Source organism: Streptomyces sp. CY-1 (assembly GCF_047218265.1).
GTDB lineage: Bacteria > Actinomycetota > Actinomycetes > Streptomycetales > Streptomycetaceae > Streptomyces > Streptomyces niphimycinicus.
This window is the reverse complement of the sequence record NZ_CP178393.1, coordinates 3,913,413-3,929,524: the sequence shown is the minus strand read 5'-3', so window position 1 is coordinate 3,929,524 and position 16,112 is coordinate 3,913,413. Positions and strand designations below refer to the sequence as shown.

General features: G+C 72.4%; 10 protein-coding genes. 8 read left to right on the top strand and 2 right to left on the bottom strand.

The features are described 5' to 3' along the window. Window positions 1-38 precede the first annotated feature (38 nt). Both ACK1X7_RS17110 and ACK1X7_RS17105 read left to right on the top strand, forming a co-directional pair. The gene (locus ACK1X7_RS17110; protein WP_390793314.1) at window positions 39-1,253 is read left to right on the top strand and encodes a sensor histidine kinase; all 1,215 of its coding nucleotides are present in this window, start codon (window positions 39-41) and stop codon (window positions 1,251-1,253) included. Then, complete coding sequence (locus ACK1X7_RS17105) at window positions 1,241-1,885, top strand: response regulator (protein ID WP_413115292.1); 645 nt, start codon at window positions 1,241-1,243, stop codon at window positions 1,883-1,885. The genes ACK1X7_RS17110 and ACK1X7_RS17105 overlap by 13 nt, the downstream gene beginning before the upstream one ends. Window positions 1,886-1,976: 91 nt before the next feature. Here the strand turns inward: ACK1X7_RS17105 and ACK1X7_RS17100 are convergent, their stop codons facing one another. Next, window positions 1,977-3,530, bottom strand: a complete 1,554-nt coding sequence (locus ACK1X7_RS17100; protein ID WP_398160026.1) for an MFS transporter — start codon at window positions 3,528-3,530, stop codon at window positions 1,977-1,979. 111 nt (window positions 3,531-3,641) lie between these two features. On the opposite strand from ACK1X7_RS17100, the gene ACK1X7_RS17095 reads away from it, so the two are divergent. Next, on the top strand, window positions 3,642-4,586 hold the full coding sequence (locus ACK1X7_RS17095) for a helix-turn-helix transcriptional regulator (RefSeq protein WP_385142268.1): 945 nt from the start codon (window positions 3,642-3,644) through the stop codon (window positions 4,584-4,586). Window positions 4,587-4,788: 202 nt separating this feature from the next. On the opposite strand, the gene ACK1X7_RS17090 is transcribed toward ACK1X7_RS17095, so the two are convergent. Continuing rightward, a complete protein-coding gene (locus tag ACK1X7_RS17090; protein ID WP_390793317.1) occupies window positions 4,789-6,279 on the bottom strand; it encodes an MFS transporter in 1,491 nt (496 codons plus the stop codon). 128 nt (window positions 6,280-6,407) lie between these two features. Here ACK1X7_RS17090 and dusB point away from each other — a divergent pair, with 128 nt between their 5' ends. The 5 genes from dusB to ACK1X7_RS17065 all read left to right on the top strand — a co-directional run bounded on the left by dusB (window position 6,408) and on the right by ACK1X7_RS17065 (window position 15,701). Beyond that, complete coding sequence (dusB, locus tag ACK1X7_RS17085; protein WP_413115291.1) at window positions 6,408-7,607, top strand: tRNA dihydrouridine synthase DusB; 1,200 nt, start codon at window positions 6,408-6,410, stop codon at window positions 7,605-7,607. A gap of 113 nt (window positions 7,608-7,720) precedes the next feature. Beyond that, window positions 7,721-8,968, top strand: a complete 1,248-nt coding sequence (locus ACK1X7_RS17080) for a hypothetical protein (protein WP_413115290.1) — start codon at window positions 7,721-7,723, stop codon at window positions 8,966-8,968. Continuing rightward, complete coding sequence (locus ACK1X7_RS17075) at window positions 8,965-11,187, top strand: caspase family protein (protein WP_385146914.1); 2,223 nt, start codon at window positions 8,965-8,967, stop codon at window positions 11,185-11,187. The genes ACK1X7_RS17080 and ACK1X7_RS17075 overlap by 4 nt, the downstream gene beginning before the upstream one ends. Window positions 11,188-11,202: 15 nt before the next feature. Further along, a complete protein-coding gene (locus tag ACK1X7_RS17070; RefSeq protein ID WP_390793320.1) occupies window positions 11,203-12,189 on the top strand; it encodes an AAA family ATPase in 987 nt (328 codons plus the stop codon). Then, window positions 12,189-15,701, top strand: coding sequence for an SAV_2336 N-terminal domain-related protein (locus ACK1X7_RS17065; protein WP_385146920.1), 3,513 nt, complete (start codon window positions 12,189-12,191; stop codon window positions 15,699-15,701). Before ACK1X7_RS17070 ends, ACK1X7_RS17065 begins: the two co-directional genes overlap by 1 nt. Window positions 15,702-16,112: the final 411 nt, after the last annotated feature.

Sequence of the window (16,112 nt, the reverse complement as noted above, 5' to 3'; positions counted from 1 at the left end):
CAGCGCGCGGCCGATCGGGCCCGCTCTAAGGTCGTCGCATGAGCCTCCTCACCGCGATACGCCCCGCGTTCGGGCGTTCGCTGCACCGGCTGCGGCGCGACCTCGGTTTCGGTGTCGCGGGTGCGGCGGTGCAGTTCGTGGCCTGGGCGATACCCATGAGCGCTCCGTGGCTGATCTACGAGGACACCTCGGCCCTGGGGGAGATCATGCTCGCCCTCACCGTCCCGCTCGTCGTTCCGGCCGTGGCCACGCCCGTGCTGACGCGCGTCCAGCGGTGGCGCTTCAAGGCGCTGCTCGACATCGAGATCACCGGGCCCAAGAGGGCCCCGCGGCAACTGTGGTACCACCTGCTGGCCGGACCGGCGGTCGCCTGGGGAGGGGTGCTGGCCGTCACGATGGCCCTCGTCGGCCTCGCGGCCGCCACGGTGTACATCTGGATATGGGGCGCCCCGCTGTCCTGGCGGGTCGAACATGTCGGGTACTCGACCAAGGCCGCGTATGTCACGGTCGGCGGCGTGATCCTGCTGGCCCTCGCCTACGCGCTCGTCGGCGCCCTCGTACGGCTCGACACGCGTGCTGCCACCGCGCTGCTGGGCCCCGTCCCCGCCAAGGAGTTGGAGCGCCGGGTCGAGGATCTGACCGAGAGTCGTGCGGGCGCGGTCGACGCGGCCGATGCCGAGCGCCGCCGTATCGAACGCGATCTGCATGACGGTGCCCAGCAGCGGCTGGTCTCCATGGCGGTCAACCTGGGCCTGGCCAAGGCGACGCTGACCGATCTGCCGGACGAGGCCCGGCAGGTGATCGAGGAGGCGCACCGGGAGGCCAAGGGTGCCATCGAGGAGCTGAGCGCTCTGGTGCGGGGCCTCCACCCGGCCGTCCTGGACGAACTCGGCCTGGACGCCGCCCTCTCCGGCATCGCGGCCCGTGCGCCGCTGCCGGTGCGGCTGCATGTCCATGTGCCGGAGCGTGCCGCCCCGACCGTCGAGGCCGTCGCGTACTTCGTCGTATCCGAGGCCCTCACCAACGTCGCCAAGCACGCCCGGGCGGAGCGGGCCGACGTCACGGTCGTCCGCACCGGGGACATGCTCCGGGTCGTCATCGCCGACGACGGGGAGGGCGGGGCCGACGCCGCCCGGGGCAGCGGTCTCACCGGGCTCGCCAAGCGGGTGGGCTCGGTGGACGGCACGTTCGGGATCAGCAGCCCCCGCGGGGGCCCGACCGTCATCACCGTGGAGCTGCCGTGCGTGCTGTGATCGCCGAGGACTCGGTTCTGCTGCGGATCGGCCTCGTCAAGGTGTTGCAGATGGCGGGCTTCGAGGTGACCGCGGAGGCGGCGGACGCGGAGGGGCTGCTGACGGCGGTGGCGGAGCACCGTCCGGACATCGCCGTGGTGGACGTACGGATGCCGCCGGGCTTCACGGACGAGGGCGTCCGGGCCGCCCTGCTCATCCGGCGGCAGTGGCCCGACACGGCGGTGCTGCTGCTCTCGCAGTACGTGGAGGAGCGCTACGCGGCCGATCTGCTCACCGCGCACACGAGCGGGATCGGCTATCTGCTGAAGCAACGCGTCGCGGACGTGGAGGACTTCATCGACGCGCTGCGCCGGGTGGCGGGCGGTGGCACCGCCCTGGACCCGCAGGTCGTCTCCCAGTTGCTCGTCCGCCGCCACAGCGACCCGCTGGACCGGCTGACGCGGCGGGAGCGGGAGGTGCTTGAGCTGATGGCGGGCGGCCGGTCCAACGCGGGGATCGCGGGGGCGCTGGTGATCAGCGAGTCCGCGGTGGCCAAGCACATCAACTCCATCTTCGGGAAGCTGGACCTGCCGGTCGCCGACGCGGACCACCGCAGGGTGCTGGCCGTACTGCGGTTCCTGGGTGTGGGCTGAGGTGCGCCCCGAAGGGGCGCGGGGCTGTGCCGATGTGCGGCTCCGCCGCGGCGGCGTTCACCGGGACGGCCTCCTCGATGGCGGCCACCTGCTACGCCACCGCACGCGGCAGGCGCAGGCTCAGCAGCAGCGTCAGCGCGATCGCCGCGAGCTGGGCCGCGAGCGTGACGACCAGCGCGTCACCCATGCCCATCGACGGCTCCAGGGACAGGAAGAGCGTGCCGAGCGTCGCCACGCCCAGCGCCAGCGCGGACTGCTGGGTGGTGACCATCACGCCGCTCCCCACCCCGGCCCGCTCGTTCGGCACATCGGCCAGCACGATCCGGATCAGCACCGGAAGCTGAAGCCCCTGCCCGAACCCGGCCAGCGCGACCCCCGGCAGCAGCCCGGCCAGCGACAGCCCCTGCCAGTCGCGCCATACGGCCAGCATCAGCACCGCGATGCCCACGGCCTGGATCAGCCCGCCCGCGGTCACCACCCGGCTGCCGAACCGGCCCACCAGACGCGGACCCATCAGCGAGGCCACGAAGAACGTCGTGGCCATCGGCGCCAGCGCCAGCCCGGCCTCGACCGGCCCGTACCGCAGCCCCTGCTGTAGGGCGACCGCGATCACGAACATGAAGCCACCGAAGCCGATCGAGAACGGCACCACCATCGGCAGCCCGCGCCGCAGCCCACTCAGCGCGAACAGGCTCGGCGGCAGCAGCGGCGTGCGGCCAGCCCCTCGCCCGCCACCACCCTCAGCAGAGCTGCGCGCTGCCTGGTCTGCCCGGTCGGCGCGCCGCTCCACGACGTAGAACGCGGCGGCCACGAGGGGGAACGCGCCCAGCGTCAGCCAGGTCCACAGCGGCCAGCCCGCCGCCCGCCCCTCGGTCAGCGGCACCATCAGCGTGATCAGCGACAGCGCCAGCAGTACGGTGCCCGGCACATCCACCGGCGCGGGCCGCTCCGAGCGGGTCTCGGGGACCGTACGGACCGCGAGGATCAGGCCGATCACCGCGACCGGCACATTGACCAGGAAGACCGCGCGCCACCCGGTGCCCGCGATGTCGGCGGCCACCAGCACACCGCCCAGGATCTGCCCCGCCACCATGGACAGACCGGCCGTCGCGCCGTACATGCTGAGCGCACGGGCGCGGCGCGTACCGCTGGTCGAGGAGTGGATCGTGGCCAGCACCTGGGGCAGCATCAGCGCGGCCGAGGCGCCCTGCGCCACCCGGGCGCCCACCAGGCTCCAGGCGTCGGGTGCGAGCCCGCAGGCCAGCGAGGTCAGCCCGAAGGCCGCCATCCCGGCGAGGAAGAGCCTGCGCCGTCCGAAGGTGTCGCCCAGCCGGCCGCCGAGGACCAGCAGCACCGCGTAGGCCACGCCGTATCCGGCGACGACGAGCTCCAGGACGGCCGGACCGGCGTGGAGATCGCGGTCCATGGTGGGCAGGGCCACGTTGACGATGAAGAAGTCGATCAGCGGCAGCGCCGCGCCCAGCAGCACGGTGAACAGCCCGAGGGGGCTCAGCGCGGGGCCGGACTTCCCGTGGGTGGTCGTCCCGCCGGTGGTCCTCGTGCCGGTGGTCTTCGTGCCGGTCGCCTTCGCTGCGTCCGGGGCGAGGGTTCTCGTTCGTATCGTGGAAATCTGCGTTTCGGTCACGCTTACGAAGATCCGTGCTCGCTCAGGCTGGTACCAGAGTGTCTTTATCCTGGTACAAGAAGTACCTGGCAACCGGCTGAGCCCTTCAGGCACCCTGGAACCATGACCACGATGGTGCGGGAAACCACGGCCGGTGCCACGACGGGCGCCAAGGCCGAGAGCAGGAGTGCGGGGGCCGAGATACGACGGGGCGAACTGGCCGCGTTTCTGCGCAGCAGGCGGGAGCGGATCACCCCTGAGCAGGTGGGGCTGCCCCGGGGCCGCCGGCGGCGCACCCCCGGACTGCGCCGCGAGGAGGTCGCGCAGCTCTCGACCGTCGGCGTGACCTGGTACACATGGCTGGAGCAGGGCCGCGACATCCATGTCTCGGCGCAGGTCCTCGACGCCATCGCCCGCGCGCTGATCCTGGACCGCAGCGAGCGGGCCCATCTCTTCGCACTCGCCGGGACCGTCGACCCGAGCCCGGCGAGCGAGTGCACGGGCGTTCCGCAGTCGCTGCGGCGCATGCTGGAGCAGTTGGAGCCGTTCCCCGCCTGCGTCCAGAACAGCCGCTTCGACCTGCTCGCCTACAACCGCACCTACCGGCTGATGATGTGCGACCTCGACCAGGTGCCGCCGGAGGACCGCAACTGCCTGTGGCTGGCCTTCACCCACGACGAGTGGCGCTCCAGCATGGTGGACCGGGACGAGACGATCCGGCTGATGGCGGCCAAGTTCCGCGCCGTCATGGCCGAGCATGTCGCGGAGCCCGCCTGGAAGGCGATGGTGAAGCGGCTGGAGGACGCCTCGGCGGAGTTCCGGGAGATCTGGGCGCGGCATGAGGTGGTCCGGCCCGGCGACAAGGTCAAGGTCTACCGCCAGTCGCAGGTGGGCATCCTCCGGCTGGCCTCCACCAGCCTGTGGACCGGCCCGAGGCAGGGCCCCAAGCTGCTCACCTACACCCCGGCGGACACGGAGACGCATGAGCGCCTGGAGCGGCTGCATGCGCTGGCGCTCGAGGCGGGCGCCGCGACGGCTGAGGCCGCGAGGGCCGAGGCCGCCCCGGCGGCGGTCTGACCCGGCGGGCCCCGGGGCCGCCGGGCAGCATCGATATGCGGCTCCGCCACGTGGTGGATTCCGCCCCAGCCCTCGGGCCGGACGACCCGGAGGGGGTCCAGGGGCGCAGCCCCAGGAAACGGGGCCCAGGGGCGGAGCCCCTGGTTACGGGAAGGGGCGGGGAGGGGAAAGATCCGCAGCACGCCCGCCCCCCTCGCGCCGACTACGCCTTCGCGTCCGCCGCCGCCCGTCCCGTCGGCGCGCTCTCCTCGAGCAGCGCGGCCGCGCGCCGGGTCGTCTTCTCGGCCCAGCGGCCCGTGGTCACCATCCCCAGCAGCAGGATGACGGCACCGCATCCGGCGATGATCCACCAGGCCGGACGAGCGGCGTCCACGAACGCGGCAGCGGCCGCGGGTGAGGCGGCGTGCCCCATCCGGCCCACCGCCGCGGAGGCGGCGCCCGCCGCCAGCACCGCGCCGATGACCGCGACGCCGAGCGACTGGCCCACCTGGCGGCTGGTGGAGGCGACGGCCGCGGCGACTCCGGCCTGGGAGCGGGGCATCCCGGAGACCGCCGTGTTGGTGATGGGCGCGTTGACCATGCCGAAGCCGAGGCCGAACATCGCATAGCCGAGCAGCAGCCCGATATCGGTCGTCTGGACGTCGAAAACGGCGAACATCACCCCGCTGGCCGTTATGGCCACCCCGGCCACCAGCATCGAAGGCCGGGGCCCGCGGGCGCCCACCAGCCGACCGGACAGCGGCGCGCAGACGAAGCACATGAACGCCATGGGCAGCATCCACAGCCCGGCGTGCAGTGCGTCGAGCCCTCGTACGTCCTGTAGATAGAGCGTGTTCATGAAGAGATAGCCGCCGAGGGCCGCGAAGGCGCACACCGCGACGACCGTCGCCCCGCTGAAGGGCGCGCTGTGGAAGAACCGCACATCGATCAGCGGTTCCTCACGCCGCAGCTCGTAGCGGATCAGCGCGATGAGCCCCACGGCGGCGATGGCCACGAAGGTCACGATCAGCGGCGAGTCCCAGCCGCGGTCCGGCGCCTCGATGATCGCGTAGGTGAGGGTGCCCAGCACCGCGACGACGAGCAACTGGCCGATGGGGTCGGCCCGGCGCGGCTTGGGGGCACGCGACTCCGGTACGTAGCGGGCGGTGAGGAGCAGCGCCGCGATCCCGACCGGAAGGTTTATCCAGAAGATCGAGCGCCAGCCGACGGACTCCACCAGCACGCCGCCCACGATCGGCCCGGCCGCCATGCTGATGCCGACGACCCCGCCCCAGACACCGATGGCGCGGGCCCGCTCCTTGGGCTCGGTGAAGACATTGGTGATGATCGACATGGCGACGGGGTTCAGCATCGAACCGCCGATCGCCTGCACCATGCGGAAGATGACCAGCGTCTCCAGATTGGGCGCGAGGCTGCACAGCCCCGACCCGAGGGTGAAGATCACCAGCCCGGTCTGGAAGGTGCGCTTGCGGCCCACTCGATCGGCCGTCGAGCCCGAGAGCATCAGCAGCGCGGCGAGGACCAGGGTGTACGCGTCGATCGTCCACTGCATCCCGGAGACGGAGGCGTGCAGATCGCTTCGGATCGAGGGCAGGGCGACGTTGAGGACGGTGTTGTCGAGGCTGACGAGCAGCAGGCTCATGCAGCAGATCGCCAGCACGAGCATGCGCCGCCGATGGCTGAGCTCACGCATGGTTGAACGCTACATCGATACTGTCGGTGCGGCGGTCATAACCGCCCTGTCGGTCCCTCTGGCGGGTGCGGGACAATAAGAGATCGGCCCGTTCTCTCCACCGTAGTACGCACAAGGAAGCTGACCCCATGACGCAGACGCCGCAGCCGCCGCAGACTCCGCATCAGCCGGGGACGCGGCTGCGGATCGGACCGCATATGGTCCAGCCGCCGGTCGTTCTCGCACCGATGGCCGGGATCACCAACGCTCCGTTCCGCACCCTGTGCCGGGAGTTCTCCGGTGGTAAGGGGCTGTTCGTCAGCGAGATGATCACCACCCGGGCGCTGGTGGAGCGGGACGCCAAGACGATGCGGCTGATCCACTTCGACGGGAGCGAGAAGCCGCGCTCCATCCAGTTGTACGGGGTGGATCCGACGACCGTCGGCAAGGCCGTCCAGATGATCGTGGACGAGGATCTCGCCGACCATATCGACCTCAACTTCGGCTGCCCGGTGCCCAAGGTGACCCGTAAGGGCGGCGGCTCGGCGCTTCCGTACAAGCGGCATCTGCTGCGCTCGATCCTGCGCGAGGCGGTGACCGCCGCGGGCCCGCTGCCGGTCACCATGAAGATGCGCAAGGGCATCGACGACGACCACATCACCTTCCTCGACGCGGGCCGGATCGCGGTCGAGGAGGGCGTGACCGCGATCGCCCTGCACGGCCGCACCGCCGCCCAGCACTACGGCGGCACCGCCGACTGGGAGGCGATCGCCCGGCTGAAGGAGGCCGTCCCGGAGATCCCGGTGCTGGGCAACGGCGACATCTGGTCCGCCGACGACGCGGTCCGGATGATGCGCGAGACAGGCTGTGACGGCGTCGTCGTGGGGCGCGGTTGCCTCGGGCGGCCCTGGCTCTTCGGCGATCTGGTGGCCGCGTTCGAGCCGGGCCAGGCGGGGCCGGTGGACGGCTCCGAGGCGCCCAGCTATGCCCGGCCGACGCTCAAGGAGGTCGCGGCCGTGATGCGCCGCCATGCCGAGCTGCTCGCCGAGTGGCTGGAGGACGAGGAGCGCGGCGTGATCGACTTCCGTAAGCATGTCGCCTGGTACACCAAGGGCTTCTCGGTCGGCTCGGAGATGCGCAAGCGGCTGGCGATCACCTCGTCCCTCGCCGAGCTGGACGCCCTGCTGGCCGAGCTGGACCTGGACCAGGAGTGGCCCCCCGGCGCCGACGGCCCGCGCGGCCGCACCTCGGGCCGCAACCGCGTGGTGCTGCCCGACGGCTGGCTGGACGACCCGTACGACTGCGCCGGGGTCGGCGCGGACGCGGAGCTGGACACCTCGGGCGGCTGAACCCCCCCATCCAGCCTCCAGCAGTCCCGTAGTCCAGGGGTCACACGAGGTCATCACGGGTTAAAGTAATGGGCTCGTGGTCGCGGTGGGTTCTGGACGATCTGGGGGGATCGGTGACAAGCGTCGTCTTCGTCCACGGCACGGGGGTCCGGGCCAAGTCGTACGAGAAGAGCTTCGCGCGGGTCGTGAGCGGCCTGGGGCGGGTGAGAGCCGAGATCAGGGTCGCCCGCTGCCTCTGGGGCGAGCAGCATGGAGCGTCGCTGGGGCTGGACGGGGTGTCGATCCCGGTGCGGACGAAGCACCGCGGCGTCGGCGCCGACGAGCTGCTGGACGAGGACGATCCGCTCGCCGTATGGGCGCTGCTGGAGGTGGATCCGCTAGCCGAGCTGCGGGAGTTCGCGGAGGCGGCGAAGGCGCGGCGCGGCCAAGGCGCGCGGGCCGGTTTCGCCCCCGGCCGTCAGGACCCCTGGCAGGCCGTCGCCGATACGGCGCGCGGGCTGAGCCTGGAGGCCGTGACCGACGGCGGGGGGAGCCTGGACGCGTTGGTGTCCGACCTCGCGCCGCACCTCGGCACGGCCGGTGGCCGCGTGGCCCAGGAGATCTCCCGCACCCTGGGCGGTATGCCGCCCGCCGACGGTATCGAGGCGATCGCGGCCCGCGCCGTGTACGCCCTGGCGGTCCAGCGGGCCGAGGGCCCGCACGGCGACGATGAGCCGCTCGCGGTGGACGGCGCCGACCGGGACACCGTCGTCGGCGCGCTCACCGGTCAGTTGGGCGGCGCCGACCGGGGCGGATTCGCCGCCCGTGCCGCGAAGGGCGTGGCCGTACGGGCGCTCAACTCCTACCTCTCGCCGCTCTCTTCACTGGCCCATACCTTCCGTGGCGGGATCACCAAGGGATCCGTCCCGGCCAGTGGCGACATCCTCCGCTACCAGGTGCGCGGCGCCGGGGTGCGTGCCGCGATCCGGGAGGCCGTGCGCGATGCGGTCGCGGCAGGGGGCGGCCCGGTCGTACTGCTCGCGCACAGCCTCGGCGGTATCGCCTGCGTCGATCTGCTCGCCGAGCCCGATCCGCCCGCCGGGGTGGACCTGCTGGTGACGGTCGGCTCGCAGGCGCCGTTCCTCTACGAGCTGGACGCGCTCACCGCGCTGCGCCGTGGCGAGCCGCTGCCCGCCGGCTTTCCTCGCTGGATCAATGTCTACGACGAGCAGGATCTGCTCGGTTTCGTCGGGGAGAAGGTCTTCCCCGACCGGGTCACCGATCTGCGGGTCGACACCCGCCAGCCCTTCCCGCGCGCCCACACCTCGTACTTCGCCCACCAGCGGCTGTACGAACTGCTGGCCCCGGAGCTGCCGAAGTGACAGCGGTGGAGCACGACTGGCGCCGCACCCATGCCGTGATCGTGGCGGTCGAGCGGTACAACGGCAGTGACGCCCTGAACCTCGACGGCCCGGTGCACGACGCCATCGGCATGCGGAAGTGGCTGACCGGGCGGGGCGTACCGCCGGAGAACATCCAGTTACTGGCCTCGCCCATGGAGCGCAACAGGGCGGCCCTGGAGGCGGCGCACCCCGACTACCACCCGGCGGAGCGCGCCAATGTGCGCAAGGTCTTCCGGGAGGGGCTGCGCGAGATCGACGGCGACTGGCTGTGGATCTACTGGGCCGGGCACGGGGTGCAGGCACCGGGCGGCCGGTGGAGCCTGCTGTACCCGGAGACCTCCGACACCGACCTCCAGGGGCTGGACGCCGACAGCCTGATGGACCTGGTGCGCACCGACCATGTGCACTGGGACGGAGCGGACCGGGTCACCGTGGTCATCGACGCCTGCCGGCGGGCCCTTCCCCTCGGGGTCCACGAGCTGGCCGACGTCCCGCAGCCGCTCACCAATGTGGCCCAGACCAGATCCGAGCGGCCGGTCTTCTGGATGCGGGCCTGCCAGGCCGGGGCCGTCGCCATGGAGCAGGACGGCGCCGGGCGCTTCACCTCCGCACTGCTGCGGCAGCTCGAGGCGGCGGGCACCGGCGCGGACGGGGACGCGGACGGGGCGGGGCTGGATCTGGACCGGGTCTGGAGGGGTGTCCAGGACGAGTTCGCCCAAGTGCGCGCGACCGGGAGCAGTCGGCAGTACCCGACGATGCACGTCATCAACTGGGAGCAGGAGGAGCGGACGGTCCGGCTCGGCCCGCCCGCCCCGCCCCTCGATCCGGAGAAGCGGCGGTTCCGGGAGACGCTGGTCCTGGAGGCGTCCGGGCTGCTCGGGGCGGATCCGGCCGGATCGGCGGGGAGGGTCGCCGCCCGGCTCTGCGAGCACTTCACCACCGGCCCGCCCGCCACGACGCCGCCCTCGGCCGAGGAACTGGTCGACTGGGCGCTGGAGAACCCGCATGGCACCGTCACCCTCCTCGCCGAGCTGAGCGCCCACACGCCGGTCCGCACCGAGATCCGCAAGGCGTGCCATGTCCTTCAGGACCAGTGGCTGACCCACGCCGAGTACACGGAGCTGGTCGCGCTGCTGGGGCGGCTGGACGAGCGGGGCCGGTACGACGTCGCCGAGGAGGCCCGTGCGCTGTTCGGCCTCGTCGATCTCTCGTGCCACGATCCGGCCGTGCTCGCCGACGCGCTGGAGGAACTGCTCCCCAAACCGGATCAGCTTCCCCAACTGCTCAGGGTCGTGGAGCGCTTCGCGGCCGTCGACGAGGGGGCGGTCGCGGCCGATCTGCGCGCCTGGTCGCTGCGGTGCGCCGAACGGCTTGGGCTGAAGGGCCAGTTGATGGAGCGGCGCGGCGAGGCCGAGGAGTACGCCGAGGGCGTCAAGGCCGCCGGTCTCGCCCAGGACCAGCGGATCCAGATCCGGCTCCACCCGTCCAACGACGCCGGACAGCGGCGTCGGTACGAGGTGTGGACGCGGCGCGGCGAGGACGTCAACGCCCTGGCCAAGGAGGACACCCCCGCCTCCCTGGAGGAGATACAGCGCGGCATCGATGAGCTCCTGAAGACACATGCCCGTACGCGTGACACCCTCGTGGAGTTCTTCGTGGCCCCCACCGACCTCGAACTGGCCGTGCACCGCTGGCAGCTCGACGCCGATAAGCCCCTGGAGCGCTCACTCGGCACGGACTATCCGGTCGTGGTGCGCTGCACCGAACTCCGGGACAACCAGCGGCACGTCTGGAAGCGGCGCTGGGAGCGGGTCGACTCGGCGGGGACCGAGGATCTGGAGTGGCTGCCCGCCCACCTGGACACGTTCAAGCAGGTCCACGGCGTCCTCCAGGGGCAGGAGGACGTTCCGGGCCTGGTGCTGACCACTCCCTCGCGGGCCCGGTCGGATGTCTTCAACGCCTGCCTGTTCGACGGGGTACCCGTCCTCATATGGCATGGCGAGGCGGAAGCCGCCACCGCGCGGGCCGAGTTGACGACCCTGCTCGGCAGCGAACGGCTGCGGTCCCTGCCCCAGCATCTGCGCAAGCTCCGGTCGGCGAGCGAGGCCGACGAGAGCCACCATGGCCGCCATATGGCGCTGCTGTGGGACGATCCGCACCGCCCGCTCCCCGACCAACTCGACCTGTCCGCACCCTGAGGAGAGACGAAGAAGATGGCACAGGACTGGCGGCTCTTCCAGGGCGGCGACACCGAGCCCCACGAGGTGGAGACCTGGCCCACCGCCCCGCCGTGGCGGCGCTTCGGCGACGACGCGCGGCGCCGGGACCAGCAGCGGCCGCTGCCGTATCTGATCTCCGACGAGGACCGCGACGTCGTCAACATGGCGCTGCATCTGCACCGCCCGCTGCTGGTCACCGGCCGCCCCGGCACCGGCAAGTCGACCCTGGCCCACGCCATCGCGCGTGAGCTGAAGCTGGGCGAGGTGCTGCACTGGCCGGTCAACAGCCGCTCCACGCTGACCGAGGGCCTCTACTCGTACGACGCGGTGGGGCGGCTGCGCGAAGCCTCCCTCAAGCGGCGCGCCGACGAGACCGCGGGGGGCACCGGGGCCGCCAAGACCGCCGAATCCGAGCCGGACATCGGCGACTATCTGCGGCTCGGCGCGCTCGGCACCGCGCTGCTCCCGGCCGACCGGCCGCGCGTGCTGCTCGTGGACGAGCTGGACAAGGGCGATGTCGACCTGCCCAATGACCTCCTTACGGTCTTCGAGGAGGGCGAGTTCGAGATTCCGGAACTGGCCCGCCTGGGGGAGGACACGGGGATCCACGTGCAGTTCGCCGGCTCCCGGGACAAGGTCGAGATCACCGGCGGCTGGGTCAGTTGCAGTGTCTTCCCCGTCGTCGTCATCACCAGCAACGGCGAGCGCGAGTTCCCCCCGGCGTTTCTGCGCCGCTGCGTCCGGCTCGACCTCAAGCAGCCCGATGAGCGGCAGCTCCAGCGGATCGTCACCATGCATCTGGGCGAGGAGATCGGCGCCCGGGCCCAGGAGCTGATCGCCGACTTCGTGTCCCGGCGCAACGAGCGGGAGCTGGCCACCGATCAACTCCTCAACGCGGTCCGGCTGCGGTCCTCCGGGGTGCGGGTCGACCAGGACGTCCTCGACAAGCTGTTCCGTTCGCTGAACGAAGTCGACGCGTAATGATCGAGCGGCTGTGTGCCCTGCTGGAGGACGCGGGCGTCGAGCTCTCCGAGGAGGAGCTGCGCGACGCCCTGTGGTTCGCCGCGACCACGGCCCCGGCGCGGAGCGAGGAAGGGGAACCCACGCCGTCCCCGGGTGTCACCGGTCCCGCCTCCGGCGCGGCCGACGGCGACGACGACGGTAAGGGCGACAAGCGGCAGCTCACCGGGGCACCCGCCGAAGGCGGGCCCGAGCCCGGCCCGCTCGCCCCCGCCGGGCTCTACGCCCCCGGTGCCGCCCGGCCCGCCGCGGCCCGCCCGGCGCGCGCCGTCGGCGTCCGGGGCGTCCGGGCGCTCCCGGCGGCGCGCGGGCTCTCCCGCGCGCTGCGGCCGCTGCGGCGGAGCGTGCCGTCCCGTACGTCCTTCTGCGTGGATGAGACCGCCACCGCCGAGTGGATCGCCGAAACCGGGCTGCCGGACGTGGTGCTGCGCCCCCGCCCCGAGCGCTGGCTGAGCGTCGCGCTCATCGTGGACGACGGCCCGTCGATGGTGCTGTGGCAGCAGCTCGCCGCCGAGGTGCGCGGACTGCTGGAGCGGCAGGGCGCCTTCCGCTCCGTACGGACCTACGGCCTGGACAGCGCCCAGGGCCTGGACGGCGCCCAGGACGCCGCACCCGTGCTCAGGGCGCGCCCGTACGCCCCCGGCGCCCCGCGCCGCACCGCGCGCCAGCTCACCGACACCTCCGGCCGCACCGTGATGCTGGTCCTCTCGGACGGGGTGGGCCCGGGCTGGCGCGGCGGCGCGATTCCCCGGCTGCTGCGCCGCTGGGCCCGCCACTCGCCGGTGGCGGTCCTCCAGCCGCTGCCCGCGCGGATGTGGCCGGAGCGCGGCATGCCCACCCAGCGGCTGCTGGTCGACGCCGGCGGCCGGGAGGGCAGCCCGGGCCGCGCGCTGTCCGTGCGCCATCCGGTGCTGCCGCGCGGCATGGTGTCGTACGACGGCAAGACGCCGGTGCCCGTGCTGGAGCTGGCCGAGGGCGAGCTGGGCGCGTGGGCGGCGCTCACCGGTACGGGCGGCGGCGCGCCGCTGCCGGTCATGCTGCTCGACGGCGCGGAGAAGCCGGTGGCCGCGCGGGCCACGGCCCATGTCCCCGAGCCCACGGCCGAGGAGCGGCTGCGCCGCTTCCGGGGCGCCGCCTCGCCCGAGGCCCAGCGCCTGGCCGGGGCGCTGGCCACGGTCCATCCGCTGACGCTGCCGGTGATGCGGCTGATCCACCAGGCGGGGGCGGGCCGTGGGGAGCGGTTCCACCCGGCGCAGTTGGCCGAGGTGTTCCTGGGCGGGCTGCTGCGGAGGCGGGCGGTGGGCGCGGAGGAGTACGAGTTCCATTCGGGGGTCGCGGATCTGCTGCTGGACGCGGTCCGGACGACGGACGCGCTGGAGACGGCGGCGCAGGTCACCGCGTTCCTGCTGCACCGGCAGGGCAGCGGCCCCGAGTTCCGCGCCCGGCTCTCCGGCGACCACGGGGACTCCCGCGTCGCCGAGGAGGCCCGCCCGTTCGCGGCGGCGTCCCCGGAGCTGCTGTCGCGGCTGGGGCTGCTGGAGGAGGGCCCGGACGATCCGGCGCCGCCGCCGGAGGTGCCCGAACGGCGGCCGGTGGCACCGGCCGTCGCCTTCCCGCCCCGCTCCTACACCTCCGAGCAGGTCCAGCCGCCGGTGATGGCGGTGGTGCGGCGGATCGCGGCGGACGAAGGGCTGCCGAAGTCGGTGCGTGACTACGTCGACAAGATGCTGGCCGAGGCCGACCAGCGCAACGACGAAACCGGCTGGTGGGGAGTGCGGACCCTGCCCGATATGGCCGAGCAGCTCATCGACGCCGGGTGGGCGGAGCACGTGGCCGAGCTGCGGGAGGTGGCGCGGGAGCAGATCGAGGGGCTCAGGTCCCGGGAGGACCTCGAATCCCGCAACCTCCGCGGGCATCTGGCGATCACCCTGAACAAGCTCGGGGAGCACGAGGATGCGGAGCGCGAGCTGCGCGCGGTGGTCGCGATCTCGGGAAGGGTGCACGGCGCGGAGGACGACTACACGCTCTTCGCCCGCGGCTATCTCGTGGACCTGCTGAGCGACGCCGGGCGGGCGGACGCGGCGGAGGAGGAGTGCCGCACGCTGATCGAGGCGTGGGAGCGGCGGGGCGACGACTCCCGGTCGCATATCGAGGCCAAGCACTTCAGGCGCGGGCGTCTGCTGCTGGACCTCGGGCGGGTGGCGGAGGCCGAGGAGGAACTCCGGGTCTCGCTGTCCATGGCGCGGGAACTGCACGGGCCCACGAACCACGAGACCGTCAACGCACGGGCCTGGCTCACCACCGCGCTGCGGCGGCAGAACCGGCTCGACGAGGCGGAGGCCGAGATGCGGGCGGCGGCCGAGGAATGCGCGGCGTCGGCGGAGTCGGAGGTGGACTCGGCGCTGATGACGGCGCTCTTCACGCTCGGCGACATCCTGAACCTCGGGCAGCGCCACGAGGAGGCGGAGTCGCTGTGGCACGACCTGGTCGACAGGACGTCGGCGGCCCTGAGCCCCACCCACTGGCGGGTGCGCCGGGCGCGCCGCAACCGCATCGACCGCCTGCGCAGCCTGCGGCGGTACACCGAGGCGGAGGCGGAGGCCGACGCGCTGGTGGCGGAGACGTTCGCCTCCGTCGGGGAGCGGCACGACGAGTCGTTGACCGCCTTGCGGATGCGAGCGCTGATCCTGGACGATCAGGGGCGGCACGACGAGGCGCAGGCGGCCCATCGCGACCTTCTGGAACGGCAGACCGCCGTGCTCGGGGGCGACCATCCCAACGCCCTCACCACCCGGCACTATCTGGCGGTCAGCATGGGGTTGGCCGGGCGGCACGAGGAGGCGCTGGAGGCGTTCACCCAGGAGCTCCAGGACCGGATCCGCGTGGTGGGACCGGAAGCGCAGGCGACGCTGGTCGCGCGCTACAGCCGCGCCGGGGCCCTGTCGAGCCTCGGGCGGGTGGCGGAGGCCGAGCGGGAGTACCGCCTGACCATGGAGGGGGAGGCCCGGGTGCTGGGCCCGGACGACCCGAGCGCCCTGCTGACCGTCGTCCAACTGGCGGCCCTGCTGCGTGATCAGGAGCGCTACGAGGAGTCCGAAGCCCTGTACCGCCGGGTGGTCGAGGGGCGCACGCGGTCCATGGGAGCCGAGTCCAGGAACACCCTGGCCGCCCGGCACAGCCTGGGCAATGTGCTCAACAAGCTGGGCCGGTTCGCGGAGGCCGAGACGGAGATCCGGGAGACGCTCACCGCCCGGCAGCGCGTCCTGGGACCGGAGCATGTCAGCACCCTGTGGACCCGGCACAACCTCGGCACCACGCTCAAGGGCCTCGGCCGCCCCGACGAGGCCGAGGCCGAGTGGCGGGCCGTGCTGGAGATCGCCGAGCGCGTCCTGGGCGAGGAGCACAACTGCACGGTCAGGACTCGCGAGGCCCTGGCCGGGCTGCGGGGGCCGGAGGACGACCGGGCGTCCTGAAATATGGCGCGATTCGTTCGCGGGGAACGCCGGGCCTTGGCCCTCCGAAACGGAGTGGGGCCGGGGGAGGGGGCGGCAGCGAAGCTGGTCCGCTGCCCCTCGGCGTCCTCAGAGGTGGTCGGCCGCCCCTCCGGCGTGTCGCTCGTTTGAGCAGCACCCCTCTCGTTGTATCCAAAACGCGAGACAATGGGCTCTGACAAGGCGTGATTCTCGCCACTCTGATCGGGGCGTCGCTCATATGAGCAGTGGTCGAGGGGTGATCCGGTGGTCCTCCGCTGCGCTCACCTCTCCAATGCGTGGCACTCAGTGCCACCCACTTGATGTTCGACACCTCGAACCAACGGTTACGTATAGTGAAATTCCAAGCGTCCGCCACGGGCGGAGGGTGGGTGTGTGTTCGAGGCTTGAAGG